This window comes from Janthinobacterium sp. TPC_1, assembly GCF_056037845.1.
On the sequence record NZ_CP195157.1, the window covers coordinates 3,952,846 to 3,978,979 of the forward strand.

Below are 26,134 nucleotides of genomic sequence, written 5' to 3' on the forward strand. Positions count from 1 at the left end.
GATGCTGATCGATCATTACCATATAGTGCGCCAGCACTCGCTGCGGCTGGCCGAACCGCTGTCCGACGAGGATTGCGGCGCCCAGTCGATGCCGGACGCCAGTCCCGTCAAATGGCACCTCGCGCATACCACCTGGTTTTTTGAAACGTTTATCCTGGAAAGCATGGAAGCGGGGTTCGCGCCATTCCACCCCGCTTTCCGCGTGCTGTTCAACTCGTATTACAACGGCGTGGGCGAAAAGCACCCCGCGCGCCCAGCGTGGCTTGCTGACGCGCCCCGGCATGGACGTCGTGCGTGCCTACCGGGCCAACGTCGATGCGCGCATTGCGCGCCTGCTGGCGGGCGAACTGGCGCGCGACGCGCGCGAACGGCTGACCATGCTGCTGGCGCTGGGCCTGGAACACGAGCAGCAGCACCAGGAATTGCTGTTGACGGATGTCAAGCACCTGCTGGCGCAGAGCGCGCTGTTTCCCGCTTACCTGGACAATGCGCTGGACGGCACGTTTGCGCCAGCGCAAGAACACGCGCAGCCCACGGCCTGGCTCGCCTTCGACGGCGGCCTGGCGCAGATCGGCCACGCGGGCGACGGTTTTTGCTTCGATAATGAATTGCCGCGCCACCCGCAATACGTGGCGCCGTTCGAACTGGCCAGCGCGCTCGTGACGAATGGCGAATTTCTCGCCTTCATCGAGGCGGGCGGCTACCGCACGGCGCATTGGTGGCTGGCCGAGGGCTGGGACTGGGTCCGCACGCAACAGCTGGCATGCCCGCTGTACTGGCAGCGCGATGACGCGGGCCACTGGCAGGAATTCACTTTATCCGGCTTGCGCCCGCTGGATCCGCAGGCGCCGGCCACGCATCTGTCGCTGTTCGAGGCCGATGCGTATGCGCACTGGGCCGGCGCGCGCCTGCCGACGGAAGCGGAGTGGGAAGTGGCGGCGCAGGGCGTCGACATGCAAGTGGGCCGGCTGCATCCGGCGGCTGGCGCGCCGGGAACAGGGTTGCGGCAGATGTTCGGCCACTGCTGGCAATGGACCAGCAGCAGCTACGCGCCGTATCCCGGCTACCGCACGGCGCCCGGGGCGCTGGGCGAATACAACGGCAAGTTCATGCTGAACCAGTACGTGCTGCGCGGCTCTTCGTGCGCCACGCCGGCCGGCCATGCGCGCGCCAGCTACCGCAATTTCTTTCCAGCAAGCGCGCGCTGGCAGTTTGCCGGCATCCGCCTGGCGCGCCAGGTGGAATAAAGGTGGAATAAAGGGGGAGTAACTTAGTGCAGGCGCGGCACGGCGGGCGCGTCAGGGCGGGGCGGCGCCTTGGCGACGGCGTTCTGTTCCAGCTTGAACTGACTGACGAGGGTTTCCAGTTCGCCCGCCTGTTCATGCATGGCGGCGGCGGCGGCGGCTGCTTCCTCGACCAGGGCCGCATTCTGCTGCGTCGTCTGGTCCATCTGCATGATGGCGGCATTGATCTGCTCGATGCCTTCGCTTTGCTCGTGGTTGGCGACGCTGATTTCACCGACGATGGCGCTGACCCGGCCCACGCTGGCCACTACTTCATCCATCGTGGCGCCCGCCTGGCTGACCAGTTGCGCGCCCTGGCCCACGCGGTTGACGGAGTCGGCAATGAGTTCCTTGATTTCCTTGGCGGCCGCTGCCGAGCGTTGCGCCAGGCTGCGCACTTCGGTGGCCACGACGGCAAAGCCGCGCCCCTGCTCGCCGGCCCTGGCCGCTTCCACGGCCGCGTTGAGCGCCAGGATATTCGTCTGGAAGGCGATGCCGTCGATGACGGCGATGATGTCGACGATCTTGCGCGACGAGGCATTGATGGCGTCCATGGTGCCGATCACTTCCGCCATGGCCGTGCCGCCGCGCTGCGCGATGGCGGACGCCGAGCGGGCCAGGCTGTCGGCCTGGCGCGCATTGTCGCTGTTGCTGCGCACGGTACCCGTCAGTTCGATCATCGACGAGGCCGTCTCTTCCAGCGCGCTCGCTTGCGCTTCCGTGCGGGCCGACAGGTCGGCATTGCCGCTGGCAATCTGGCTCGACGCCACGGCGATCGTGCCTGTGCCGCCGCGCACCTGGCCCACGAGGGTGGCCAGGTTGTGGTTCATGTCGTGCAGCGCGCGCAGCAGCTGGGCCATTTCATCGTTGCCCTCGGCCACGATCTTGCTGCTCAAGTCGCCTGCCGCCACGGCTTGCGCCACGCCAAGCGCATAGGCGACGGGCGTGGTGATCGAGCGCGTGACCCGCCACGCAAAGAGTATGCCCAGCAGCAAGGCGGCCGTGCCCAGGCTGGCCATCAGCACATTCGCTGCTGAAATATTCTGCTGGATTTGCTGGCCGCCATGCACGACCACGCCGCGCTGGATTTCATTCAGGTGGTTCACCGTCTTTTGCAACTGATTCAGGGCGGGCAGGGTGTCGTCGCGCACGTGCTTGGCCGCTTCCGCGCGCTGTCCCGCCACCAGCAGCTTGTCTGCCTGGCTGAACGAGACGACATAGGCCTTGCGCTGCTGTTTCAGCGTAGCCAGCAGTTCCTTGCCTTCAGGCAGCACGATCAGGCGGTCGAGGATGGCCAGCGCATCGGTGATGGTGGCCTTGTTGGCATCGATTTCGCCGTGGATGGCGCTGGCGCGGGCCGGATCTTCATGGATGAACAGTTCCAGCACGAGCGCCGCGTTCGAGCGCGTGGTGCTGCGGATGGTGGCGATGGCGTCCGCCTTGGCCCAGTCTTTTTCGATGATGGCTTCGCTGCTGAGCGCGCCGATCTTGTCCAGCCGGAACAGGCCCGTGCCCACCAGCACCGCCATCAGCAGCAGTACCACGCCAAAACCCGCGCCCAGGCGCGCGCCTATCTTCATGTCCGTCAATTTCATACTCATTCCCTCGGTAGCTAGAATCCTGTCCCCGGTGGTCTTATTATGAGTCGATTATACGGCGAGTGATACTTCTTTTGCAGCAACAATTGCCCTACGGAAATGAAAAAGCGGCACGTGGATCAAGCCATGCCGCTTTTTTTTCCTGTGCGAGAGGGAGCGTCGTTCTTAGACGGCGCTGGCCGCCACGTCGGCCGCTGTTGTTTTTTCGGCGTCCGTCTGCTTGATGCGGCGGTTCACGGCCGACAGCACTGCCTTGAACGAGGCGGTGACGATATTGCTGTCGATGGCGGCGCCGAACAGGGTCGGGCCGTTGTCGAGGCGCAATTCCACATAGCACGCCGCTTGCGCATTGGCGCCGGAGCCGATCGAGTGCTCATGGTAATCCATCAGCTTGATGTCGAGACCGAGCGCATTGACGAAGGCGTCGATGGGGCCGTTGCCGCCGCCTTGCAGGGCCAATGGCGTCTGGCGGTGCGACAGGCTGATGTCGATCTGCACGGACTCGTCGCTGCTGGTGTCCTCCACCATGCGGTGCGCAGCGTAGGCGTAGGGCGCCGTCTGCTCCAGGTACTCGCGCTGGAAGATTTCATGGATATCCTGCGCGGCGATTTCGCGGCCCGTGGCGTCGGCCACGGCTTGCACGGCGCGCGAGAATTCGATCTGCAGGCGGCGCGGCAAGACCAGGCCGTATTCCTGTTCCAGCAAATATGCCATGCCGCCCTTGCCGGACTGGCTGTTGACGCGGATCACGGCGTCGTAGCTGCGGCCCAGGTCGGCCGGGTCGATCGGCAAGTACGGCACTTCCCAGATGCTGTCCGGTTGTTGCTTGGCGAAACCTTTCTTGATCGCATCCTGGTGCGAGCCGGAGAATGCCGTGAACACCAGGTCGCCCGCATACGGGTGGCGCGGGTGGACGGGCAGCTGGTTGCATTCTTCCACGCACTTGCGCACCGTATCGATGTCGGAAAAATCCAGGCCCGGGTGCACGCCTTGCGTGTACAAGTTCATCGCCAAAGTCACCAGGTCGACGTTGCCCGTGCGCTCGCCATTGCCGAACAAGCAGCCTTCCACGCGGTCGGCGCCCGCCATCACGGCCAGCTCGGCCGACGCGACGGCCGTGCCGCGGTCGTTATGCGGGTGCACGCTGATGATGATGGAATCGCGGCGCGCCAGCTTGCGCGACATCCATTCGATCTGGTCCGCATACACGTTCGGCGTGCTGCATTCCACGGTCGATGGCAGGTTGATGATCATCTTGTTGGCCGGCGTCGGCTTCCAGATGGCGCTGACGGCGTCGCAGATATGCTTGGAGAAATCGAGTTCCGTGGTGGAAAACGATTCCGGCGTGTATTCGAAGCCCCATTCCGTTTCCGGATGCTGCGCCACCAGCTGTTTTACCAAAGTGGTGCCGGTGGTGGCGATCTGCGTGATTTCTTCGCGCGACATGCCGAACACGACCTTGCGGAACACGGGCGCCACGGAGTTGTACAGGTGGACGATGGCGCGCTTGGCGCCGACGACCGATTCCACCGTGCGGCGGATCAATTCTTCGCGCGACTGGGTCAGCACGATGATGGTGACGTCGTCCGGGATGCGGCCTTCATCGACGAGCTTGCGCACGAAATCGAAATCCGTCTGCGATGCCGATGGGAAACCCACTTCGATTTCCTTCAGGCCGATGGCGATCAGCATCTCGAAGAACCGCAGCTTCTTTTCCGCGCTCATCGGCTCAATCAGGGACTGATTGCCGTCGCGCAAGTCTGTGCTCATCCAGATGGGCGGCTTGCTGATGATCTGGTTCGGCCATTGACGGTCGGTCAATTTGACGGGAGGAAAGGCGCGGTATTTGGAAGCTGGGTTTTGCAACATCATGATCGGGTACTCCTGAAGATAGGGGGAAATCAATGGTTGTGGCGCAAGCTTGCCGGGCGGCCACGCAACACTAGGCCAGGCAAGCGATCGGTAGCGGTAGCAGTGCGGCCGCGATGCCGGCAGGAGCGGTCGCAGCGGGAATTACGTGTACGTATGGGGATGGTGCAAACATCATCAAACCTTCCAGGGTTTTTGAAACACGCCGGCGTGTGGCCAGGCGAAGCAATGCGGCAAACTTATGCGCGTGCTAGTAGTAGTCGCGATAGCGACAGCAGGGAAGGGGATGGATGTTTGAAGGAGGACATGCACTCAATGTAAGGGATGTCGGGCGGCGCTGTCAAGCATATTTCAGCCGGGAACGCTGCTGCTGCCATGCCGCAGGTCGACTTATTGTTCCTGCGCAACTTACTTTTCTATCATTGTTGAATAATACAGTTTCCGTATGGCGACGTGTGTCGCCCGTCCTGCATTGGAGTCGGCTGCATGGAATCCTTGCTGAAATACTATGAACTGGAACTGGGCATGCTGCGTACGCACCAGCAGGAATTTGCCGCCCGCTATCCTGGTGTCGCTGCCGCACTGGGTATCGTGGGCAGCAACTGCCACGATCCGCACATCGAACGCCTGATCGAGGCATACGCTCTGTGCAATGCCCGCACGGCCAAGAAGATCGATGATGCGCGCCATGTTTTCACCGAGTCCATGCTGGAAGTGAATTTTCCGCACTATCTGAGGCCGTTTCCAGCGTGTTCGATTGCCCATGTGGATGCCAGTGGTGTGCTTGGCCAGGCCCGTGACGGCATCGACACGCTACTGCGCGGAACCTTGATGCATGCACCGCAATATCAGGGTGTCGTCTGCAAGTTTCGCACCGCCTATGATGTGGTGCTGGCGCCGCTCAGCCTCGCTGGCGCGCGTTTCGTTCCCATTCTTGATGTTACTGCGGCGATTCATTTGCCGTCCGACATATCGACCGCGATTGCCATCGATATCGTGTCCACATCGGCCACTGGGACGCTGGAGCAATTGACGTTGCCTGGCGTACGCGTCTTTATCGACGGCACGCCATCGCTGACGGCCACCTTGCGCGATGCCCTGTTTCTGCATGCCGCGTACGCCTGGATCGAGGCCGGAGGCGCGCAGTTGCCGCTGGCGCAAGTGCCGCTGCGTGCCGTCGGGTTTTTGCCGGAGGAAGCGCTGTTGCCGCGCAAGCCGGGTTCCCATCGTGCCTATTGCCTGCTGACCGAATACTTTGCCTTCCCTGAAAAATTCCAGTTCTTCGATATCGACCTTGGCTTGATCACACCGCTTTTGCCGCCTGGATGCCGGAATTGGACGCTGTATGTCGGCCTGCGGGACATGCCCGTCAGCAGCGCTGGCGCACGCCTGCTGCGTTCTGTATCGGCAAGTAATTTGTTGCTTGCCTGCACGCCAGTGATTAATCTGTTCCAGCAAGCGGCAGCGCCGATCAGGCTGACGCACATGCACAGCGAATATCCGTTGCTCGCCGAGCATAAATATGCGCACGCGTACGACATCCATAGTGTCGATGCCGTGCGTGTGGTACGGCAGGGCGCCGATGCCGGCATGGTGACACACTGCCAACCGTTTTATGCCATGCACCATGGGCAGGCTGGCGGAGCGAAGCGCCGTTACTGGGTGGCGCGGCGCGATGAAGCGCGGGCGCTCAGCCATCCCGGTTACGAAAGCAGCCTGGCGTTTGTCGACAGCGACGAGGACGATACCTATGACGGCCTGGCGACGGTATCGGTCGACCTGACGTGCAGCAATCGCGATTTACCGAGCGCATTGCCATTCGGCGTGCCCGGTGGCGATCTGCGGCACGAGGGGGCGGCTGGCGCGCTGCCGGTGCGCCTGTTGCGCCAGCCGAGTCCGGCGTATCGCTTTAAAGCCGACTTGCCTGCGCAAACCCGTTTGCTGGCATTGTTGTCGTTGAATCATCAATCTTTGCTGGACGATGGTCTGGCGCTGTTTTCAGGAAATGCTGGAGCTGCATGATTTGCCCGCTTCCTTGATGTCACAACGGCAAATTCAAGGCATCAAGGCGTTGACGCAGCGCGCCAGCAGCACCTGGATGCCCGACGCCAGTGGCGGCGTGCTGGTGTTTGGCATCGATGTCTTGCTGGCAGTGGATGAAGAGGCCTACGTCGGCAGTGGCCTGCATATCTTTGCGCAAGTGATCGAGCATGTGCTGGGCATGTATGTTCATGTCAACAGCTATTGCCGTTTGTTCTTGATTTCGCACAAGAGTGGGAAGGAGCTGCTGCGATGCCTGCCCCGCAATGGCCAGCAAGCACTGGCGTAATCGCGCTGCTGTCCGAGGCGCCATACCGTTTTGGTTTCTTTCAGACCGTGCGCTTGCTCGAACGCTGGCTATGCCGGCAGGGAGCGTGCGCCGATTCCGCATTGCACGATGGATTGCGTTTCCATCAGAGCGTTGCGCTGGCCTTTCCTGCCTGTGAAATAGAGGCAGTGTGGCATGACGGCGAGCATGGCCGCCTGCACCTGCGGCCCAGTTTCATGGGCTTGCTGGGCGTGAACGGCACTTTGCCCCTGCACTATACGGAACGCCTGATTCGCCAGGAACGGGCCATGGGCGATGCCGGCGCGCGAGCCTTTCTCGATGCCTTGTCGCAACGCGCCCCCGTGCTGTTTTATCAGGCTTGGGCCGGTAGCCGGATCGAGTGTCAGGCCGACGCAAGCGGCCGCCCCGGCTTCCTGTCGTTGCAGCTGGCGCTGGCTGGCGCCTGGCCGTCGCGCCTGGCAAGTGCTGGCGCGCTGCCGCCGGAAGCGCTGGCTTACTACGCGGCGGCACTGCGGCACCGCCCCGTCAGCGCCGAATTGATGGCGGACGTGCTGGGCGACTATTTCGGCGTGCCCTTGCGCATCGAGTCCTTCGTCAGCACCTGGCACGTGCGCCCAAGCGATGAGCATTCCCTGCTCAACCTTGGCAATGTGAGTCTGGGGCAGGGTGCCATGCTGGGCGCACGCTGCCGGCGCCGGGACTTGCGCGTGCGCCTTTACCTGGGTCCTCTGACGCGGGCACAGTTTGACGATTTTCTTCCTGGAAATTCAGGCGCGCTGGCCTTGAAAAGCATGTTGAGCCTGTTTGGCATGCCTTCCATGCAATACGAAATCCGTCTGATCCTGCGCACTGCGGATGTGCACGGCAGCAGCCTGACGGACAGGATGGGGCAAGGCGCAGCTTGCCTGGGGCAGGCAGCGCGTCTGCTGGCGGGAGAGGCAAGCAGCGATTGCGACGCCATGCACTATGACCTCCGGTTTCCCGGCGCCGCTTGATGTGCCGCAATTGGCCGCCGGTAAATGCATGAATACTGATGAGCTTGGGGCGATGCCTATCGGCATTGAGGGAGATGGAATGGATAGCGCGGACGAATTCATGCAATTCATGCTGGCGGACAAGGAATTGAACTCCAGCAACCGGCCATTGCGCCTGCGGCTGGCGTATGCGGACGGCATCAACGACGATGTGCTGTTGCCGCAGCGGGTAGATGGCCGCGAAGCCATTTGTGCTGGCCTCGAGTACAGCATAGGTTGCGTCTCGCTTGACGCGCATTTGCCGCTCAAGCAGTTCATCGGTGTGCCGGCCGAGTTGCAGATTGTCACCGATACGGGGCAATTGCGCAGCGTGTGCGGCATCGTCGCGCAGGCATCGGCCGGACTGAGCGATGGCGGCCTCGCCACTTACCGGCTGGTGCTGCACGATGCGCTGACCTTGATGGAAAAGCGCCGTAATACGCGGGTTTTTCGTGCCAAGACGGAGCTGGAGATCGTCGAATTACTGATTGCCGAATGGCGGCTGGGCAACAGCATCATCGGTGCCACGTTCGCTTGCAAAATCGATCAGGCCCTGGCCGGTCGTCACTTTCCGGCGCGCGAGCTGACCATGCAGCACAATGAATCCGATGCCGCATTCATCCGGCGCCTGCTGCGGCGGCGCGGCATTTCCTGGGTCATCCAGCCTGGCGCCGCACAACATGGGGCATCCGACGCCATGCCCTCGCACGTTTTGTTGCTGTTCGACGACGCCAGCCGCCTGCCGGAGAATGTGGCGCCGGTCATCCGCTACCACCGGGCGGATGGCACTGAAGAGAGCGATACCATCACGGCCTGGGGCGCCGTACGCACTTTGCAGGCAGGCAGCACGGGGCGCCATAGCTGGGATTATGCGGCGCCGCGCAACCGCCAGTTCATGCAAACGGATGCGGGCGCGATGGCGGACCAGGGTGCCAGCGGCAATAGCCTGGCAACCAGCCTCGACGACTATTTTGTGGCGACGCCGCACCTGGGCAACGATGCAGAAGATTTTCGCCAGCTGGGTTTGCTGGCGATGGCGCGCCATGACGTGGAAACCAAGTGTTTTCATGGCGAGGGCGTGGTGCGCTCGCTGTGCGCCGGCCAGCAGTTCAGCCTGGAAGGTCATCCGGAGATCGACCGGCACCGGCCGGATGGCCGGCGTTTCCTGGTCACGGCATTGGAGGTGCATGCCAGCAACAATCTGCCGCAAACCCTGGATGCGCGCCTCGCGCGCCTGTTCGCCTCCAATGGCTGGCAGGCGCAAGGAACATCCTGGCTGCACGGCGAGACGGGGCCGGAAACGCCGCGTTATCGCATGCGCTTCAGTTGCGTCCGCTCCAGCGTGGTGCTGGTGCCCGCCTTCGATCCGCAACGCGATGTGCCCCAGCCGCAACTGCAAAGCGCCATCGTCGTCGGACCTGCCGGTGAAGAAGTGCATTGCGACGAACAGGGGCGCATCAAGGTGCGTTTCCCTGCCACCCGCGCCGCAGACCATGCGCACGCGCAAGGTTCCGGTGCCTCGGATACGGAGCGCGACACAGCCTGGCTGCGCGTCGTCGGCAATTGGGCTGGCGACGGACAGGGCAGCGCGCACCAGTGCGGCACCTTGGCGTTGCCGCGAGTCGGGTCGGAAGTGCTGATCGGATTTTTGGCGGGCGACCCTGACCGGCCGATTGTCCTGGGGCAATTGTTCAACACCGTTGCGCCGCCGCCGGCCCTCAGCAAGCGCGGCGCGCTGCCGGGCAACCGTTACCTGGCGGGCATGCGCAGCCGCGAAGTGCGTGGTCAGGGCGGCAATCAGCTGCGTTTCGACGATACGCCGCGGCAGATCAGCGCCCAGTTGGCCAGCGATCACGCCGCCACCGAGCTGAACCTGGGATTCCTCGTCGAGCCGCGCGCCGGCGGCGCTGGCCGGCAGCGCGGCGACGGATTCGAATTGCGCAGCGATCATGGCGGCGCCGTGCGTAGCGGCAAGGCGCTGCTGCTGTCGGCCTGGCAGCGGCTCGACGCGACAGGCGGCCAGTTATCGGCCGAGGAGCATGTGGCCCTGATGCAGGAGTGCCTGGACCTGTTCAAATCGCTGGGCGAGTACGCTGGCGCGCACCAGGCGCTGCCGGTCGACGCAGCGCCCGCCGCAACCTTGAAGGAGGCGGTAGCGGGTGCGGTGGCGCCTGCGGCCAGCCTGACGGCGCCTGCGGGGCTGGCGCTGAGCAGCCCGAAGACCATCGTCAGCTACGCCGGCGTGAATGTCGATACGGTGGCGCAGCAGCATGTACACGTGATCGCGGGCCAGCGCTGCAGCATACAGGCTGGCGACGGCGTTTCCGTGTTTGCCCACAAGGGCGGCATCACCCAGATCGCGCACCATGGCAAATTTCTCATGCAGAGCCAGTTTGACGAGATGCAGCTGAACGCCGCCAAGGCCCTGAAATTGACGGCCAATACCCGCCTGATCGGCATGGCGCAGGATGAAATCACGTTCATGACGGCCGGTGGCGCCTATCTGAAACTGGCGGGCGGCAGCGTGGAACTGGGCGGCCCGGGTGCGCTGACCATCAAGACCGACGGCCATCACTGGAATGGCCCGGCCAGCAGCAAGGCTGAACTGCCGCGCTTTGACGAAGGCGACCTGGGCCGCATGCCGCAGGTGCAGGTGCTTTCCGGCCTCGACGGCAGTCCCGTCGGCGGCGTCAAGATCGTCGTCGAGCGCGAGGATGGCTCGCAGCAAGTGGTCGATGCCGACAGCGAAGGCAAGGGCGCGGCCATCGTGGGCGACAGCCTGGAAAAACTCAAGGTGCGTATTTTCAGGCCGCGCGATTGAGCGTGGATAGTGCGTTGCCCATCATTCACGGGAGTCAAGCATGAGTGTGCACAAGCCCAAGGCAGCTTCCTTGCCCTTTGATGAAAGCAAATACCTGCAGATAGGCGAAAAAGACGGCTTGCTGCGCTTCGACCATGACACATTGCCGATTACCACGCGCCTGCCTTTGCCAGGCATCATGATCTTCGTGCATGGCGTCAACTCCGATGGCGAGTGGTATGACGAGGCGGAAACCGGTTTGTGCGCGGGATTGAATGCGCGCCTGCACCGGCGCGTACACGATGCCGGGCGTGGCGCCCAGGAAGGCATTGCCATGACGCCGGCCCGCTATCTGAAACAGCTGACGCGCGACGGTTTCATTAACCCGCTGATGAAACCCAGAACCTTCATGGAAGGCGATGGCTATTCGCCCGTGATCCGCTTTCGCTGGGGTTATGCAGCCAATGATATCGAGTTGCAGACGTATGGCGACGGCATATTCCTGAACGAACAGAATTACTGGGGCGGCGGACCGTTCGCCAATGGCTGCACTTCGCTGCCGGACTTGTGGAGCGAAGGCCTGTCGGACCAGTTGTTCCTGTGGATGCAGATCCAGCACATGAACCCGACCAATGACCGGCAGGTGTATGCCTGCCCGCCGCGCCCGTACTTCGTGCTGGCCGCTTACCGCCTGGCCCGGTTGATCGAGGCCATCCGGCAAAAACAGGCCGACGTGCCGATCACCATCGTGTGCCATAGCCAGGGCAATATGGTCAGCATGGCAGCGGCCTTCCTGGGCGAACGCCTGCCCAAGGTGGCTGATTCCCAAGGCAGGCTGTGGCCTTGCATTGCTGACAATTATGTGTTGTGCAATCCACCCTACAGCGTGGTGGAAGACAATATGGCGGAGAACTGGACGTCGTCGAATCTGAAGGCGGCCGATGGCAGCACGGGCCGCCAGACGGCCGCGGCGCGCATCGACACGCTGGCGGCCTTCTTTGCCCTCATCGGCGAGCGGCGCGCCGCACAATGGCCAGCCGAAAAAATCGACCAGGCCATGAGCAGCGCGCACCACCCATTCAAGGCGCAGCACGATATTGACAGTTATGGCGTACGGGGCGCGACCGTGGGACGCGTGACCCTGTATTGCAATCCGCACGACCAGGTGATCTCGTCCCTGACGGTGCAAGGCATCGGCTGGCGCGGCCTGGCCGGCCCATTGCTGGGCAAGAATGGCTTGCCAAGGAAAGACCGCCAGGGCAAGCTCGACCCCGGCGAAATCGCCAGGGCAGGCGGCGAGGGAGTATTTACCCAGCGCGTGTTTGCCGAGGGTTTTCCCGTCGGCGTAAAAGGCGCGCGCGACTACTGGGGCGATCACCGTCCTGCCATTGATTTTGGCAGCGACCATTTCTGGAATCCGCCTTCCATGATTTCCACCTATAGCGTGGAAAAGGGGGTGGAAGCGCAAGAGAACTGGCTGTTCAAGATACTCACCGTGGCGTTTGCTCCCATCGCCATCGTGGCCACCGCATTGATGCGCCAGCGTATCAATGCCTCGCCCGACAAGTACTGGAAAATCCCGCTGGAAGCGCCCGACCTGCCAGAGACCTTCTTCCCGCAGGCGAAGTTGTTTGGCGCTATCTGCCCCAGTTTCGACATGGGACTGCATCCGCACGGCTGGGATCGCAACAAGGATGCCGCCCATCCGGCGGGCGACCCCTTCCATGGCGAGCGCGAGTTGTCGATACCGCGCGGCGGCCTGCATGGCGAAAAACAGCGCACCGATGCCGCGCGCGGCAACGAGGAGAGCGAAGCGGCGCTGCAATACGAATACCACGCCTCCCTGCGCATGATGGCCAGCGCGAAGGCAAGGTCGAGAAAGGCAAACACGTCACGGAAGAAGACCGTCCCGAGACGGCGAGCGCGCAATACACGGCATGGCGCAACAAGAAGATCCAGGCCGGCCTGGCTGGCAACGTCGGCACCTATGCCACCGATCACTCCACCATCCTGACCAACAGCGAGCATTCCAGAAAGGCGCTGGCGTATGACGTGGCCGTGGGCTGTTGCCATTTGTTGGAAACGGATTTGCGGGAGTTGAGGACGATGGCGGATTGGCGGTTTCTTGAAGGACGGTTAGATAATAAAGATATGAAAATCTTTCATAGATATTTCGCAAAAGGAGATTTGGAGGGAAAAACAGTTATTGATTGGAGTAGATATTCTACAGAAGGATCCATTCCGGAAAAAATAAAAAATTTCCGAGAAAATAAATAAATACAAATATTTCAATATTTTTGTATTTTATTTTTCAATGATGAAAGATTTGTCATGGTAAAAAAATACTTATTATCTGCAATCACTTCGATCATGGCGACAATGGGAGTGTCTGCCAGTACAGTTGTTCATGAATTCCCTATCGGAAATGCTAAATTGGGAGTGCCAGATGTTGATGAGAAATTTATTGCGCAGGTTGTCGGTGTGCAATGGTTGAATCCTTTGCAACGTCAAGATTATTCGACGGAATGGCAGCTTTTATGGACGTTGGGGAAAGTTCGTCCGAATAAGAAAGATGACATGTTGGAGCTATATCCGGAGATTTTTTCAAAAATCAGGTTTGTTTCAGATATTTCACAAGTAGAAAAAAGTAAGAGTAATTTTAGTAATTTTCACTATTCTTATGTTTCAAATATGATATTGAGATTTCATGGAGTCTATTTTTCCAATCCTACCTATTTTTATAACGCCCACGACTTCAAACACAAAAAAGGCTGGAATGAACTGGCGGGTATCCATGTCGAATACGCGGTGCCCGCAGTGCGCTTTGACCCTATTCAGGCAGGCGAGGCACTGCGTGAAGAAATCATCGATACTTTTTCAATCGGGAATCCAAGTTTCCCCAACTCCTGGACCAAGTCCACCCCGCCCGACGTGCGCGTCACAGCCGGCGGCGCGAATGCCGGTTTCATTTCCCTGGCGGCCGCCCTCGATTATCTGCAGGCGCATCCGAAGGAAACGGTGTGGGTGATGAGCTGGGATGCGCCCAGCTTTCCGAAAGATGAGCAGATCAATGAAAACATGGTCTTGCTGGTGCTGGCCGGCCCCCATTACAAGACGGAGCGCGATGCGCTGGCGTGGATAGGCTATCCGGCCACGCAGCAGGTCGGCGCCTTTACGGCGCAGAAGGGCTTGCCGCCGTCCACGGTGCAGGCGTGGCAGGCGACCCTGGCGCAGGCGGCCGCGAATGGACGCAAGACCGATGCCGAGATCGGCTATGTGATCCACGATGCGCACAACACGCATCCGGCCTCGTCGGACCGCATCGGCCACCTGGCGCAAACCTTGACGACCGAGGTGCCGGCCTTCGATTTCCTCCGGCAGACCTTCAATACGCCGGCCTTGCTGGGCGAAATGGGCGCTGCCACGGCCTTGACGAATGTGGCGCTGGGCATCGCGCAGGCGAATCACTTTGGCCAGAACGTGCTGGTGGCGGGCACCAGCGACGCTGGCCAGACGACCGGCGTGTTGATATTGCCGCCGGCCAAGGTGCGGCCCATCGACCCCGTGAAACCGTGGTTCCGCGCGCGCGGCGGCGGCAATGCCTATCTGATGTGGTGGGGCATCCGGCATGCCTGGGCCACGCTGGATGCGGGACAGTTCAATGAGCAGGGTTATTCGAAGTAGGCGATGGGAATGGCGCGCCAGATGGCGTACTTGATGAACTGACCAGGGTGAAAAATGAACCTTCTCTCTTCCTTTCGCAACTTGGCGGCACTGCTGTCGGGCCTGGCTTTGTCGGCGTGCGTGACGCATCCGGCGAGCAAAGATGGCCGTGAGAATGAAAAAATGATTGCCCAGCCATTCATGGCGCAAGTGGTGGGCGTGCAGTGGCTCAACCCCCTACAGCGTCAGGATTATCCAACCGAATGGCAACTATTATGGACCCTTGGGAAAGTAAGGCCAAATAAGAAAGACGACATGTTGGAACAATATCCTGCCATTTTTTCTGAGGTCAGATCTGTGTCTGGCATAGCTTCCTCCAATGATGGAAAGGGTACTTTTTTTAACTTTCACGGAAAATATGTCCGGCAGATGATTGCAAAATTTCATGGTATGTATTTTTCAAATCCAACCTATTTTTATAACGCCCACGACGTAAAAAACAAAAAAGGCTGGAATGAACTGGCGGGTATCCATGTTGAGTACGCTTTGCCTGCAGAACGGTTTGATCCCCTTCTCGCCGGGGATGACTTGCGCAAGCAAATTACAAGTACTTTTTCCATCGGCAACCCGAACTTCCCCAACTCCTGGACCAAGTCCACCCCGCCCGACGTGCGCGTCACAGCCGGCGGCGCGAATGCCGGTTTCATTTCCCTGGCGGCCGCCCTCGATTATCTGCAGGCGCATCCGAAGGAAACGGTGTGGGTGATGAGCTGGGATGCGCCCAGCTTTCCGAAAGATGAGCAGATCAATGAAAACATGGTCTTGCTGGTGCTGGCCGGCCCCCATTACAAGACGGAGCGCGATGCGCTGGCGTGGATAGGCTATCCGGCCACGCAGCAGGTCGGCGCCTTTACGGCGCAGAAGGGCTTGCCGCCGTCCACGGTGCAGGCGTGGCAGGCGACCCTGGCGCAGGCGGCCGCGAATGGACGCAAGACCGATGCCGAGATCGGCTATGTGATCCACGATGCGCACAACACGCATCCGGCCTCGTCGGACCGCATCGGCCACCTGGCGCAAACCTTGACGACCGAGGTGCCGGCCTTCGATTTCCTCCGGCAGACCTTCAATACGCCGGCCTTGCTGGGCGAAATGGGCGCTGCCACGGCCTTGACGAATGTGGCGCTGGGCATCGCGCAGGCGAATCACTTTGGCCAGAACGTGCTGGTGGCGGGCACCAGCGACGCGGATCAGACGACCGGCGTGCTGATCTTGCCGCCGGCTAAGGTGCGGCCGATTGACCCCGTGAAACCGTGGTTCCGCGCGCGCGGCGGCGGCAATGCCTATCTGATGTGGTGGGGCATCCGCCATGCCTGGGCCACGCTGGATGCGGGGCAGTTCAATGAGCAGGGATATTCGAAGTAATAGACGGCGAAAGCTCAGGCATGGCGCACCTGCGCCGCCTGGGCCGGCATGTCCTGCGCCATGCGCGCCAGGATGCGCTGCAAAGTGGCCGCATCGTGGGGCAGGCGTGCGGCGAAGGCTGGCCAGCCGCGCAGCTCCAGCTGTTGCGGCATGTCCACCAGGCCCGTGATGGCATCCCAGAAGGCGTCCCAGTTCATGCCGTAGAAGGAAGGGAAATCCAGCGCGGCCGCCAGCGCCGCGTGCAGCTGGCGCGCGGTGTTGATCTCGCTCAAGTCGATCGTCACCAGGGCAGATCGATTCACAATATGCCTTTGAGCAGGTTCTGCAGGTTTTGCCGCATGCCGCCCACCACAGACTCGTGCTGCTCCAGGATGGCGGGCGCATCCTTGAATGGTGCCGGGTCGAGGTACAGGCGCGGCAAGTCGGCCACGGCCACGCCGCGCGGGCCGCCGCGCAGGATCTCGTCCACGTGCTTGTTGATCGAGTCGATGGCCGCCTGGATGCGCGGCGTGGAAGATGCCGCCAGGCAGGCGGCCAGCGCCGCGTCGAGTTCGGCGCGCGCGGGCGCCTGCGGCAGCACGGGGGCGGCGATCTGTTCCAGCGGCGACATGTTGACGGCCGGCTTGCGGTAGGCCAGCAGGGTATCGAGCGCCATCAGCCGGTGTGCGCCGCCCCGTTGCAGCCAATCAACGATTTGCGGCCAGGGCGTGTCCAGCAGGGCCGCCGCCACGCCCCATTGTCCCGCCACGGGCGAGCCGACATTGGCGTCGATCCAAGTCAGGGCGGCCGGATTGCCCGTGTAGGCCAGCAGGATGGCATTCGACGAGCGCAGTGCTGGTGCCTGCGTGGCGAGGATGGCGCTCAGCCAGGCGAGGGCCCCATCGGGCGGCTGCCTCGATAACTGTTGCGTAAATGGGGCGCTCAGGGCGCGGCTGTCGGAAAATTGATATTCGTCGGACATGTTGAGCGATTCGGCGAGTGAGAAGAGGTGGGGCGCTTCGGTATGCGCACAAGCTATCCCAGGGGCAGGGGGGCAATAGAGCGGACGCTGCTATTGCTCCGATTTTTTGCAGCGTGCGGAAAATTGCAAGGCGGTGCTGTTTTCAAACGGGGAATTGAATTCGCCCTTTACCTGAGTCAAGTTGCCGGTAAAGCGCATGGTCAGCGGGCCGCTGCTTGGTCCCGCGTCATACGTGCAAGACAAGCTGTCGCCGCTTTGCCGGCAGCCGTAGAAATTACTCGCTTTGCCGCGCCCGTCAATGATGTGGGTGCCTTGCGCGCCGTGCCGGTCGGGGACGTCGAAGCTGAGCTCAATCGTGTGCTCCTCCTGATCAGGGGGAATCTGTATGTTACCGGTGCAGGTAAAGCCCGCCATCCTTTCCGCGATGCTATCTGGGCGCTGCGTTGCCGCCGCAGGGGTGGCGTTGGCGCAGGCTGCACCGAGCAGGGTGGCAACGAGCAAGCATGGGGGCGCGATGTAGCGGAACAGGTCTGTTTTCATAAGCCGGCAGGTGGGGAGGTTGGAAACCAGCCGCCAGTCTAGCAGCCGGCGTGGCGCGCACGATTCGGAATCTTGTCATTTGTAAACATTTAAGATCGCCTTCAGTGCGGGCGGCCCCGCTTGCGCTACAATCGGCTCTCCTTTGTTGCCACTGCCGCGCGCGGTTCTCTTCTGCCACTATGTTCCCTAAACGCCTGACTCTGCTTGCCCTGGCCGCCTTTGCGCTGGCCGGCTGCGATACCACCGCCCCGAAACCCGTCCAAGTATTGACGCCCCGAACCCATCGTTGTCACGCCGCGCAAGATCAAGATCGGCCTGGCGCTGGGTGGCGGCGCGGCGCGCGGTTTTGCGCACATCGGCGTGATCAAGGCGCTCGAATCGCAGGGCATCAACGCCGACATCGTTACGGGCACCAGCGCCGGCAGCGTGGTGGGCGCCATGTATGCGGCGGGCAATTCCGGCTTCGCCCTGCAAAAGATGGCCTTCGATATGGACGAAGCGGCCATTTCGGACTGGGCCTTGCCCCTGTTCGGCAAGTCGTCCGGCGTACTGAAAGGCGAGGCGCTGCAAAGCTATGTCAACAAGGCGGTCGGCGGCGTGCCGCTGGAAAAGCTGAAGATTCCGTTTGGCGTGGTGGCGACCGATTTGAAGAATGGCCAGCCGATCCTGTTCCAGCGTGGCAACACCGGCATGGCCGTGCGCGCCTCGTCGGCCGTGCCCGGCGTGTTCCAGCCCGTGACCATTGCCGGCCACACCTATGTCGATGGCGGCCTCGTCGCTCCCGTGCCCGTGCGTTTTGCGCGCGACATGGGTGCCGACTTCATCATCGCCGTGAATATCTCGTCGCAAACGGACACCCAGAAGGCCATCAGCTCGATGGAAGTCATCATGCAAACCTTCGCCATCATGGGCCAGCGCATCAACCAGTTCGAACTGAAGGATGCGGACGTGGTGATCCAGCCCAGCCTGGGCACCATGAAGGGCAACGATTTCAACAGCCGCAACCAGGCCATCCTGGCGGGCGAGCAGGCGACGTTTGCCGTCATGGCGCAGCTCAAGCAAAAGCTGAAAGCCAAGCGCGAGCAGTAAGCCGTTATTCTGGCCCCGCATTTCGTATACAATTTTGATTCAACATAACAAGGATGCACCATGCAATCGAAACCGATTTTGACCCTGGACGACGTAAAGAAAATCGCTGCCGCCGCGGAAGCGGAAGCGGTCAAGAATAACTGGGCGGTCACGATCGCCATCGTCGACGACGGCGGCCACCTGCTGTGTGGCTGCAGCGCATGGACGGCGTGGCGCCGATCTCGTCGCACATCGCCCCATCGAAAGCCAAGACGGCCGCGCTGGGCCGCCGCGAATCGCGCATCTATGAAGAGATGATCAACGGCGGCCGCGTGTCGTTCCTGAGCGCGCCGGAAATCGACGGCTTGCTCGAAGGCGGCGTACCCATCGTGTTCGACGGCCACTACGTGGGCGCCGTCGGCGTCTCGGGCGTCAAGTCGGCGGAAGATGCGCAAATTGCCAAAGCGGGCATTGCGGCCCTGACGGCCTAAGTACTATCCGTAGTTGCAGAACAAGCCGCCCCGCGCAAGCCGGGCGGCTTTTTTCATGGGCCGCAGGATTTATGTTGCTGCGCAAAAAAATGCCGGGCTTTCTGAATTTTCTTCCTTGTGGAAAAGCTTCCTTTTGGTTATAATTCAAAGGTTTAGCCAATCACACATATACCGTAGCGACTACCCATCCCCTCATTCAAAATGACCGTTGAAACACCTGAGTGCATCTGGCTCGGGTAACTAGGCGGTCGGTCTGACGTGGCGCAGCTACGGTAACTTTATCAGGAGTTGCCCTTGCCGCCATTTTTTTCTGGCCCTGCCGTTCCAGCCATATTAGCGCTTGCTGATGGAACGATCTTTAAAGGTTTTTCGATCGGTGCCGCCGGTCATACCACGGGCGAGGTTGTTTTCAACACCTCGATGACCGGGTATCAGGAAATCCTTACCGACCCAAGCTATTGCCGCCAGATGGTCACCCTGACCTATCCGCATATCGGCAATACGGGCGTCAATCCGGAAGACGTCGAATCTTCCAAGGTTCACGCCGCCGGCCTCATCATCCGCGATCTGCCATTGCTGGCATCCAGTTTCCGTTCCACGCTCTCCCTGTCCGATTACCTGAAAGCTGAAAATATCGTCGCCATCGCCGGCATCGATACACGCAAGCTCACGCGCATCCTGCGTGAAAAAGGTGCACAGGGCGGCGCCATCCTCGTCGGCACGCAAGGCAACGAACCGTCCGCCGCGCAAGCGCTGGAACTGGCACGCTCCTTCCCTGGCCTGGCCGGCATGGACCTGGCCAAGGTGGTATCGAGCAAGGCCGCCTACGAGTACCGCGAAACGGAATGGACCCTGGGCGAAGGCTATGGCCAGTTGCTTGACGCCGATGCGAAATACCACGTGGTTGCCTTCGACTACGGCGTCAAGCGCAATATCCTGCGCATGCTGACGGCGCGCGGCTGCAAAGTCACCGTGCTGCCCGCGCAAGCGACGGCGGCCGACGCCCTGGCTTTGAATCCGGACGGCATCTTCCTGTCGAACGGCCCCGGCGACCCGGAGCCGTGCGACTACGCCATCGCGGCGACCAAGGAGCTGATCGAGAAGGGCATCCCGACCTTCGGCATCTGCCTCGGCCACCAGATCATGGCGCTCGCTTCCGGCGCGAAAACCTTGAAGATGAAGTTCGGCCACCACGGCGCCAACCACCCGGTGCAGGACCTGGAAACGAAACAGGTCTTGATTACTTCGCAAAACCACGGTTTCGCAGTCGACGCGGCAACTCTGCCCGCGAATTGCCGCGTGACCCATGAATCGCTGTTCGACGGCTCCCTGCAGGGCTTTGCCCGCACGGACAAGCCGGCCTTCTGCTTCCAGGGCCACCCTGAAGCGTCGCCGGGCCCGATGGATGTTGCTTACCTGTTTGACCGCTTCATCAACTTGATGGCTGCGGAGGAGAAAAAGAAAAATGCCTAAACGTTTAGATATCAAAAGTATTCTGATTATTGGCGCTGGCCCGATCGTGATCGGCCAGGCCTGCGAATTCGATTATTCCGGCGCGCAAGCGTGCAAGGCCCTGCGCGAAGAGGGCTACAAAGTCATCCTGGTCAACAGCAATCCTGCGACCATCATGACCGATCCGGAAATGGCCGACGTGACCTATATCGAACCGATCACCTGGTCGGTCGTCGAGCGCATCATCGCCAAGGAGCGTCCTGACGCCATCCTGCCGACGATGGGCGGCCAGACGGCGCTGAACTGCGCGCTGGACCTGTTCAACAATGGCGTGCTGGCAAAATACAACGTCGAGCTGATCGGCGCGTCGCCGGAAGCCATCGACAAGGCGGAAGACCGCTCCAAGTTCAAGGATGCGATGACCAAGATCGGCCTCGGTTCGGCACGCTCCGGCGTGGCGCACTCGATGGAAGAATCGTGGGCAGTGCAGCGCACCCTGGGCTTCCCGACCATCATCCGTCCATCGTTCACCATGGGCGGCTCCGGCGGCGGCATCGCCTACAACGAAGAAGAATTCGAAACCATTTGCAAGCGCGGCCTGGAAGCATCGCCGACGAAAGAGCTGCTGATCGAAGAATCGTTGCTGGGCTGGAAAGAGTACGAGATGGAAGTGGTGCGCGACAAGGCGGACAACTGCATCATCATCTGCTCGATCGAAAACCTCGATCCGATGGGCGTGCACACGGGCGACTCCATCACGGTTGCGCCAGCGCAAACCCTGACGGACAAGGAATACCAGATCATGCGCAATGCCAGTCTGGCAGTGCTGCGCGAGATCGGCGTCGACACCGGTGGCTCGAACGTGCAATTCTCGATCAACCCCGTCGATGGCCGCATGATCGTCATCGAGATGAACCCGCGCGTGTCGCGTTCGTCGGCGCTGGCATCGAAAGCGACGGGTTTCCCGATTGCAAAGATCGCCGCCAAGCTGGCCGTCGGTTTCACGCTGGACGAGCTGCGCAATGAAATCACGGGCGGCGCCACGCCGGCATCGTTCGAGCCATCGATCGATTACGTCGTCACGAAGATTCCCCGTTTCACGTTCGAGAAATTCCCGACCGCCGACCACCACCTGACGACGCAGATGAAATCCGTCGGCGAAGTGATGGCCATCGGCCGTACCTTCCAGGAATCGTTCCAGAAAGCCTTGCGCGGCCTGGAAGTGGGCGTGGACGGCATGAACGAAAAGACCAAGGACCGCGAAAAGATCGAAGAGGAACTGGGCGAGCCTGGTCCTGAGCGCATCTGGTACGTGGGCGACGCGTTTGCCCAGGGTTTCACTCTGGAAGAAGTGCACAATCTGACCAAGATCGACCCATGGTTCCTGATCCAGATCAAGGAAATCGTCGACCTGGAACTGTGGCTGGACACGCAGAAGCTGGAAAACCTGGACAAGAACACCCTGTACAAGTTGAAACAGAAGGGCTTCTCGGACCGCCGCCTGGGCTTCCTGCTGCAAACGACCGACACGGCCGTGCGCCAGCAGCGCCATGCGCTGAACATCCGTCCCGTCTACAAGCGCGTCGACACCTGCGCGGCGGAATTCTCGACCGACACGGCGTACATGTATTCCACGTACGACGAAGAGTGCGAGTCGAATCCGACCGACAAGAAAAAGATCATGGTGCTGGGCGGTGGCCCGAACCGTATCGGCCAGGGTATCGAATTTGACTATTGCTGCGTCCACGCGGCCCTCGCCATGCGCGAAGACGGCTACGAGACCATCATGGTCAATTGCAATCCAGAAACGGTTTCGACCGACTACGATACCTCGGATCGCCTGTACTTCGAATCGCTGACGCTGGAAGACGTGCTGGAAATCGTCGCCATCGAAAAACCGGTCGGCGTGATCGTGCAGTACGGCGGCCAGACCCCATTAAAACTGGCGCTGGATCTGGAAGCGAATGGCGTGCCGATCATCGGCACCTCGCCCGACATGATCGATGCGGCCGAAGACCGCGAGCGTTTCCAGCAAATGCTGCACAAGCTGGAACTGCGCCAGCCGCCTAACCGCACCGCGCGCACGGAAGCCGACGCTTTGGCGCTGGCGCAGGAAATCGGCTACCCGCTGGTCGTGCGTCCATCGTACGTGCTGGGCGGCCGCGCCATGGAAATTGTCCACGAGCAGCGCGACCTCGAGCGCTACATGCGCGAAGCCGTCAAGGTTTCGCACGATTCGCCCGTGCTGCTGGACCGCTTCCTGAACGACGCCATCGAGTGCGACGTCGATTGCATCTCCGACGGCGAAACGACGTTCATCGGCGGCGTGATGGAACACATCGAACAGGCTGGCGTCCACTCGGGCGACTCGGCTTGCTCCTTGCCGCCATACTCGCTGGCAGCGGAAACCATTGAAGAACTGAAACGCCAGACGGCGCTGATGGCCAAGGGTTTGAACGTGGTCGGCCTGATGAACGTGCAGTTCGCGATCCAGAAACAGGAAATCGATGGCCAGCTGAAAGACGTCGTCTACGTGCTGGAAGTCAATCCGCGCGCCTCGCGCACCGTGCCTTTCGTTTCGAAAGCCACGGGGCTGCAACTGGCGAAGATCGCCGCCCGCTGTATGGTCGGCCAGTCGCTGGCGTCGCAAGGCATCACGCAGGAAGTCGTGCCGCCATATTTCAGCGTCAAGGAAGCCGTGTTCCCGTTCGTCAAGTTCCCGGGCGTGGACACCATCCTGGGCCCTGAAATGAAATCGACGGGCGAAGAAGTCATGGGCGTGGGCCTGACGTTCGGCGAAGCGTTTGTGAAATCGCAACTGGGCGCCGGCGTGAACCTGCCAAAATCGGGCAAGGTCTTCATCAGCGTGAAAGCGTCGGACAAGCCGCGCGCCGTGCAAGTGGCGCGCGACCTGGTCGAGTCCGGTTTCACCGTGGTTGCCACCAAGGGTACCGCCGCCGTGATCGCTGCTGCCGGCATCGCCGTCACGCCAGTGAACAAGGTGATCGAAGGCCGTCCGCACATCGTCGACATGATCAAGAACCATGAAATCGTGCTGGTGATCAACACCGTGGAAGAAAAGCGCAGCGCCATCGTCGATTCGCGGGCCATCCGCACGTCGGCCCTGGCCTCGCGCGTGACGACCTACACGACCATCGCGGGCGCGGAAGCGGCCGTCGAAGGCATCCGCCATCTGGATGAGTTGCGCGTCTACGATTTGCAAGGCCTGCACAAGACCCTGCAGCAAGCATAGTCCGCGTGTGATTTGCAGTGACCGCCGTTAGGCGGTACACTGCATGCTTATCAACCACAGAGTTCCGTGCAGAGCAGCGCGCGGCCTCTGTGGTTTTCACTTGGTAAGTCCGTTCAGCGTGACAAAACACGGCAACGGCGCCGATAACTAGCAGATAGTAGAGATAACATGACCTCAGTCCCATTGACCAAATACGGCGCAGAACTCTTGAAGGAAGAGCTGCATCATTTGAAGACCAAGGAACGCCGCATCGTCATCGATGCGATCGCCGAAGCGCGTTCGCACGGAGATTTGTCGGAAAACGCCGAGTACGATGCCGCCAAGGAACGCCAGGCCTTCGTCGAAGGCCGCATCGCCGAGCTCGAAGGCAAGCTGGGCGCAGCGCAAATCATCGACCCGACCGCGCTCGACGCGGAAGGCCGCGTGGTGTTTGCCTCGACCGTGAACCTGGAAGACCTGGAATCGGGCCAGAAAGTCACATACCAGATCGTCGGCCTCGATGAAGCCGACCTGAAAATGAACAAGGTTTCCGTGACGTCCCCGATCGCCCGCGCGCTGATCGGCAAGTACGCCGGCGACGTGGTGGAAGTGCAGGCGCCGTCCGGCCCGCGCGAATACGAAATCCTGGAAGTGCTGTACATCTGATGCTGACGCGCCTGCGTTTCCTCGTTGCCGCCCTGTGGGCCGGCAGCCTGTGGACCATCGGCTTCATCGTGGCGCCCACGCTGTTCGGCACCCTGAGCGACCGCGTGCTGGCGGGCAATATCGCCGGCAGCATGTTCCGCGCCGAGGCATGGCTGTCCATCGCCTGTGCCTTGATACTGCTGGCCTTGCTGCAATGGGCGCCCGGCGCGCTGGAACTCAAGCGCCGCCGCCTGCTGGGGGCGCTGGTGCTGTCCATGCTCGTGTGCGCGCTGCTCAGCCATTTCGGCATTTCGCCGCTGATGGCCGAACTCAAGGCGCAAGCGCCGTCGGGCATCATGGACGAGGCCATGCGCAGCCGCTTCGGCATGCTGCATGGCGTGTCGACCGCGATCTTTGCCGTGCAGAGCCTGCTGGCGGGCGTATTGATCTGGAAACAGCAGTAATTTGATGCAGGTAAAGTAATCGCATGAAAAAAGCGGAGCAGGGGATATCCCGTGCTCCGCTTCTTGTTTCAAGCCCGGCCGCCTTGCGGTGGCCGGGTGAACAGGCTTACTTGCTGCCCAGTGCGCTTTTCTTGGCGCTTTTCTGACGTGGCTTGGCACGCTTGATGGAACCGCCTTCGGTAACGCGCTCATTGCCCTTGATCATGACTTTCGTCACGCTGGGGCGCTTGGTGCCGCTGGCGCTGGCCTTGACGATGGTCACTTCGCGCATGCCTTTGCCGGCGCTGACCTTCTCCTTAACCACTTCTTTTTTCGGACGGTAGATTACCAGCAGTTTGCCAATATGTTGTACCGGGGCGGCGCCGAGATTGCCGCAAATCGTATCGTACATTCCGACGCGGGCTTCGCGGTCGTCGCCGAACACGCGGACTTTAATCAGGCCGTGCGAATCCAGGCCAAGGTCGATCTCTTTGAGGACAGCAGGTGTCAAGCCCGCTTCGCCAATGATGACGATAGGCTTCAGCGCGTGTGCTTCGGCGCGCAGTGCGCTGCGCTCTACGGGTGTAAGTTTTAGCATAATAATATTTAGTAATTCCCTTAAAAGCAGTATTCTACGCGAATGGCAAAGAAGAAATTAAACAAAAACTGGTTGCACGACCACATAAATGATCCTTATGTGAAGTTGGCGCAAAAAGAGGGCTACCGCGCCCGGGCAGCATACAAGCTGAAAGAAATCGATGAAGACGAGAAACTGATCAAACCTGGCCAGGTGATCGTCGACCTGGGCTGCACTCCTGGCAGCTGGGCCCAGTACACGCGGCGCAAGCTGGCCGGCAAGGACGGCGGCGGGGTCAATGGTACCCTGATTGGCCTGGACATGCTGGAAATGGAACCGATTGCCGATTTCCACTTCATCCAGGGCGACTTCCGCGAAGCGCGCGTGCTGCGCCAGCTGGAAGTGGTGTTGCAGGGACGCAAGGTCGACCTGGTCCTGTCGGACATGGCGCCCAACCTGTCGGGCATCGCCACGGCGGACGCCGCGCGCATGGAGCATCTGATCGACCTGGCCATCGAATTTTCGCAATTGCATTTGAAACCATCGGGCGTATTGCTGGTGAAATGCTTTAAAGACATGGGTTTCAGCCAGATCGTGGAGAAATTCCGCGCTGAATTCAAGGTCGTGGTGCAGAAAAAGCCGAAGGCCAGCCGCGATAAATCGTCGGAAATCTTCCTGATGGGCCGTGGAATCAAGAATCCGCTGAAAAATGCCGTGGAAGAAGATGATTCCGCCCTTGATATTTGAG

Annotated in this window: 20 protein-coding genes and 3 pseudogenes; 16 read left to right on the top strand and 7 right to left on the bottom strand. The window is 60.9% G+C overall.

What is annotated here, in order from left to right:
- Window position 1: 1 nt before the first annotated feature.
- Window positions 2–1,247 (top strand): annotated as a pseudogene (gene egtB / locus ACQVLG_RS19465) (ergothioneine biosynthesis protein EgtB).
- Window positions 1,248–1,270: 23 nt separating this feature from the next.
- On the opposite strand, the gene ACQVLG_RS19470 reads toward egtB, so the two are convergent.
- Window positions 1,271–2,878 (bottom strand): methyl-accepting chemotaxis protein, encoded by a 1,608-nt coding sequence (locus tag ACQVLG_RS19470; protein ID WP_474290678.1) that lies wholly within the window; start codon window positions 2,876–2,878, stop codon window positions 1,271–1,273.
- A gap of 168 nt (window positions 2,879–3,046) precedes the next feature.
- Window positions 3,047–4,753 (bottom strand): 2-isopropylmalate synthase, encoded by a 1,707-nt coding sequence (gene leuA, locus ACQVLG_RS19475; RefSeq protein WP_474290679.1) that lies wholly within the window; start codon window positions 4,751–4,753, stop codon window positions 3,047–3,049.
- Window positions 4,754–5,236: 483 nt separating this feature from the next.
- On the opposite strand from leuA, the gene tssF reads away from it, so the two are divergent.
- From tssF to ACQVLG_RS19510, 7 genes are all read left to right on the top strand, one after another.
- The gene (gene tssF / locus ACQVLG_RS19480; RefSeq protein WP_474290680.1) at window positions 5,237–6,772 is read left to right on the top strand and encodes a type VI secretion system baseplate subunit TssF; all 1,536 of its coding nucleotides are present in this window, start codon (window positions 5,237–5,239) and stop codon (window positions 6,770–6,772) included.
- Window positions 6,773–6,788: 16 nt separating this feature from the next.
- Entirely contained in the window at window positions 6,789–7,079 is a 291-nt protein-coding gene (locus ACQVLG_RS19485) for a type VI secretion system baseplate subunit TssF (RefSeq protein ID WP_474290681.1), read from the top strand.
- On the top strand, window positions 7,043–8,074 hold the full coding sequence (tssG, locus tag ACQVLG_RS19490) for a type VI secretion system baseplate subunit TssG (RefSeq protein ID WP_474290682.1): 1,032 nt from the start codon (window positions 7,043–7,045) through the stop codon (window positions 8,072–8,074). The genes ACQVLG_RS19485 and tssG overlap by 37 nt, the downstream gene beginning before the upstream one ends.
- A 79-nt stretch (window positions 8,075–8,153) precedes the next feature.
- Window positions 8,154–10,913 (top strand): type VI secretion system Vgr family protein, encoded by a 2,760-nt coding sequence (locus ACQVLG_RS19495; protein WP_474290683.1) that lies wholly within the window; start codon window positions 8,154–8,156, stop codon window positions 10,911–10,913.
- A gap of 40 nt (window positions 10,914–10,953) precedes the next feature.
- Window positions 10,954–12,906 (top strand): T6SS effector phospholipase Tle3 domain-containing protein, encoded by a 1,953-nt coding sequence (locus tag ACQVLG_RS19500; RefSeq protein WP_474290684.1) that lies wholly within the window; start codon window positions 10,954–10,956, stop codon window positions 12,904–12,906.
- Window positions 12,907–12,950: 44 nt separating this feature from the next.
- Entirely contained in the window at window positions 12,951–13,169 is a 219-nt protein-coding gene (locus ACQVLG_RS19505; RefSeq protein WP_474295726.1) for a hypothetical protein, read from the top strand.
- A 654-nt stretch (window positions 13,170–13,823) separates the two neighbouring features.
- A complete protein-coding gene (locus ACQVLG_RS19510) occupies window positions 13,824–14,576 on the top strand; it encodes a hypothetical protein (RefSeq protein ID WP_474290685.1) in 753 nt (250 codons plus the stop codon).
- Here the strand turns inward: ACQVLG_RS19510 and ACQVLG_RS19515 are convergent.
- Window positions 14,564–14,758, bottom strand: coding sequence for a hypothetical protein (locus tag ACQVLG_RS19515; protein ID WP_474290686.1), 195 nt, complete (start codon window positions 14,756–14,758; stop codon window positions 14,564–14,566). The genes ACQVLG_RS19510 and ACQVLG_RS19515 overlap by 13 nt on opposite strands.
- 385 nt (window positions 14,759–15,143) lie before the next feature.
- On the opposite strand from ACQVLG_RS19515, the gene ACQVLG_RS19520 reads away from it, so the two are divergent.
- On the top strand, window positions 15,144–15,977 hold the full coding sequence (locus ACQVLG_RS19520) for a hypothetical protein (RefSeq protein ID WP_474290687.1): 834 nt from the start codon (window positions 15,144–15,146) through the stop codon (window positions 15,975–15,977).
- A 14-nt stretch (window positions 15,978–15,991) separates the two neighbouring features.
- Here the strand turns inward: ACQVLG_RS19520 and ACQVLG_RS19525 are convergent, their stop codons facing one another.
- The 3 genes from ACQVLG_RS19525 to ACQVLG_RS19535 all read right to left on the bottom strand — a co-directional run bounded on the left by ACQVLG_RS19525 (window position 15,992) and on the right by ACQVLG_RS19535 (window position 17,478).
- Complete coding sequence (locus tag ACQVLG_RS19525) at window positions 15,992–16,279, bottom strand: barstar family protein (RefSeq protein ID WP_474290688.1); 288 nt, start codon at window positions 16,277–16,279, stop codon at window positions 15,992–15,994.
- Window positions 16,276–16,938, bottom strand: coding sequence for a hypothetical protein (locus ACQVLG_RS19530; protein WP_474290689.1), 663 nt, complete (start codon window positions 16,936–16,938; stop codon window positions 16,276–16,278). Before ACQVLG_RS19530 ends, ACQVLG_RS19525 begins: the two co-directional genes overlap by 4 nt.
- A 90-nt stretch (window positions 16,939–17,028) precedes the next feature.
- Window positions 17,029–17,478 (bottom strand): hypothetical protein, encoded by a 450-nt coding sequence (locus tag ACQVLG_RS19535; protein WP_474290690.1) that lies wholly within the window; start codon window positions 17,476–17,478, stop codon window positions 17,029–17,031.
- A 179-nt stretch (window positions 17,479–17,657) separates the two neighbouring features.
- Here ACQVLG_RS19535 and ACQVLG_RS19540 point away from each other — a divergent pair.
- The 6 genes and pseudogenes from ACQVLG_RS19540 to ACQVLG_RS19565 all read left to right on the top strand — a co-directional run bounded on the left by ACQVLG_RS19540 (window position 17,658) and on the right by ACQVLG_RS19565 (window position 24,830).
- A pseudogene (locus ACQVLG_RS19540) lies at window positions 17,658–18,567 on the top strand (patatin-like phospholipase family protein).
- A gap of 60 nt (window positions 18,568–18,627) precedes the next feature.
- Window positions 18,628–19,037, top strand: a pseudogene (locus ACQVLG_RS19545) (GlcG/HbpS family heme-binding protein).
- Window positions 19,038–19,331: 294 nt separating this feature from the next.
- Window positions 19,332–20,510 (top strand): glutamine-hydrolyzing carbamoyl-phosphate synthase small subunit, encoded by a 1,179-nt coding sequence (gene carA, locus ACQVLG_RS19550; RefSeq protein ID WP_474290691.1) that lies wholly within the window; start codon window positions 19,332–19,334, stop codon window positions 20,508–20,510.
- The gene (gene carB / locus ACQVLG_RS19555) at window positions 20,503–23,742 is read left to right on the top strand and encodes a carbamoyl-phosphate synthase large subunit (RefSeq protein ID WP_474290693.1); all 3,240 of its coding nucleotides are present in this window, start codon (window positions 20,503–20,505) and stop codon (window positions 23,740–23,742) included. Before carA ends, carB begins: the two co-directional genes overlap by 8 nt.
- 168 nt (window positions 23,743–23,910) lie before the next feature.
- Window positions 23,911–24,387 carry a transcription elongation factor GreA gene (gene greA, locus ACQVLG_RS19560; RefSeq protein ID WP_034757428.1) on the top strand — a complete coding sequence of 159 codons (477 nt, stop codon included), beginning with the start codon at window positions 23,911–23,913 and terminating at the stop codon, window positions 24,385–24,387.
- Window positions 24,387–24,830, top strand: a complete 444-nt coding sequence (locus tag ACQVLG_RS19565; protein WP_474290694.1) for a DUF4149 domain-containing protein — start codon at window positions 24,387–24,389, stop codon at window positions 24,828–24,830. The genes greA and ACQVLG_RS19565 overlap by 1 nt, the downstream gene beginning before the upstream one ends.
- A gap of 106 nt (window positions 24,831–24,936) precedes the next feature.
- Here ACQVLG_RS19565 and ACQVLG_RS19570 read toward each other — a convergent pair whose 3' ends face one another.
- Window positions 24,937–25,407 carry a YhbY family RNA-binding protein gene (locus ACQVLG_RS19570; protein ID WP_010397237.1) on the bottom strand — a complete coding sequence of 157 codons (471 nt, stop codon included), beginning with the start codon at window positions 25,405–25,407 and terminating at the stop codon, window positions 24,937–24,939.
- A gap of 42 nt (window positions 25,408–25,449) precedes the next feature.
- On the opposite strand from ACQVLG_RS19570, the gene ACQVLG_RS19575 reads away from it, so the two are divergent.
- Window positions 25,450–26,133, top strand: a complete 684-nt coding sequence (locus ACQVLG_RS19575) for an RlmE family RNA methyltransferase (RefSeq protein ID WP_034757436.1) — start codon at window positions 25,450–25,452, stop codon at window positions 26,131–26,133.
- The last annotated feature ends 1 nt before the right edge of the window (window position 26,134 follow it).

Excerpts from the sequence above, each read along its gene's own strand:
- ACQVLG_RS19535 (WP_474290690.1), bottom strand. The coding sequence starts at position 17,478 with ATGAAAACAGACCTGTTCCGCTACATCGCGCCCCCATGCTTGCTCGTT.
- greA (WP_034757428.1), top strand. The coding sequence starts at position 23,911 with ATGACCTCAGTCCCATTGACCAAATACGGCGCAGAACTCTTGAAGGAA.
- tssF (WP_474290680.1), top strand. The coding sequence starts at position 5,237 with ATGGAATCCTTGCTGAAATACTATGAACTGGAACTGGGCATGCTGCGT.
- tssG (WP_474290682.1), top strand. The coding sequence starts at position 7,043 with ATGCCTGCCCCGCAATGGCCAGCAAGCACTGGCGTAATCGCGCTGCTG.
- ACQVLG_RS19565 (WP_474290694.1), top strand. The coding sequence starts at position 24,387 with ATGCTGACGCGCCTGCGTTTCCTCGTTGCCGCCCTGTGGGCCGGCAGC.
- ACQVLG_RS19470 (WP_474290678.1), bottom strand. The coding sequence starts at position 2,878 with ATGAAATTGACGGACATGAAGATAGGCGCGCGCCTGGGCGCGGGTTTT.
- ACQVLG_RS19485 (WP_474290681.1), top strand. The coding sequence starts at position 6,789 with ATGTCACAACGGCAAATTCAAGGCATCAAGGCGTTGACGCAGCGCGCC.
- ACQVLG_RS19500 (WP_474290684.1), top strand. The coding sequence starts at position 10,954 with ATGAGTGTGCACAAGCCCAAGGCAGCTTCCTTGCCCTTTGATGAAAGC.
- ACQVLG_RS19495 (WP_474290683.1), top strand. The coding sequence starts at position 8,154 with ATGGATAGCGCGGACGAATTCATGCAATTCATGCTGGCGGACAAGGAA.
- ACQVLG_RS19575 (WP_034757436.1), top strand. The coding sequence starts at position 25,450 with ATGGCAAAGAAGAAATTAAACAAAAACTGGTTGCACGACCACATAAAT.
- ACQVLG_RS19530 (WP_474290689.1), bottom strand. The coding sequence starts at position 16,938 with ATGTCCGACGAATATCAATTTTCCGACAGCCGCGCCCTGAGCGCCCCA.
- leuA (WP_474290679.1), bottom strand. The coding sequence starts at position 4,753 with ATGATGTTGCAAAACCCAGCTTCCAAATACCGCGCCTTTCCTCCCGTC.
- ACQVLG_RS19515 (WP_474290686.1), bottom strand. The coding sequence starts at position 14,758 with ATGAATGGCTGGGCAATCATTTTTTCATTCTCACGGCCATCTTTGCTC.
- carB (WP_474290693.1), top strand. The coding sequence starts at position 20,503 with ATGCCTAAACGTTTAGATATCAAAAGTATTCTGATTATTGGCGCTGGC.
- ACQVLG_RS19570 (WP_010397237.1), bottom strand. The coding sequence starts at position 25,407 with ATGCTAAAACTTACACCCGTAGAGCGCAGCGCACTGCGCGCCGAAGCA.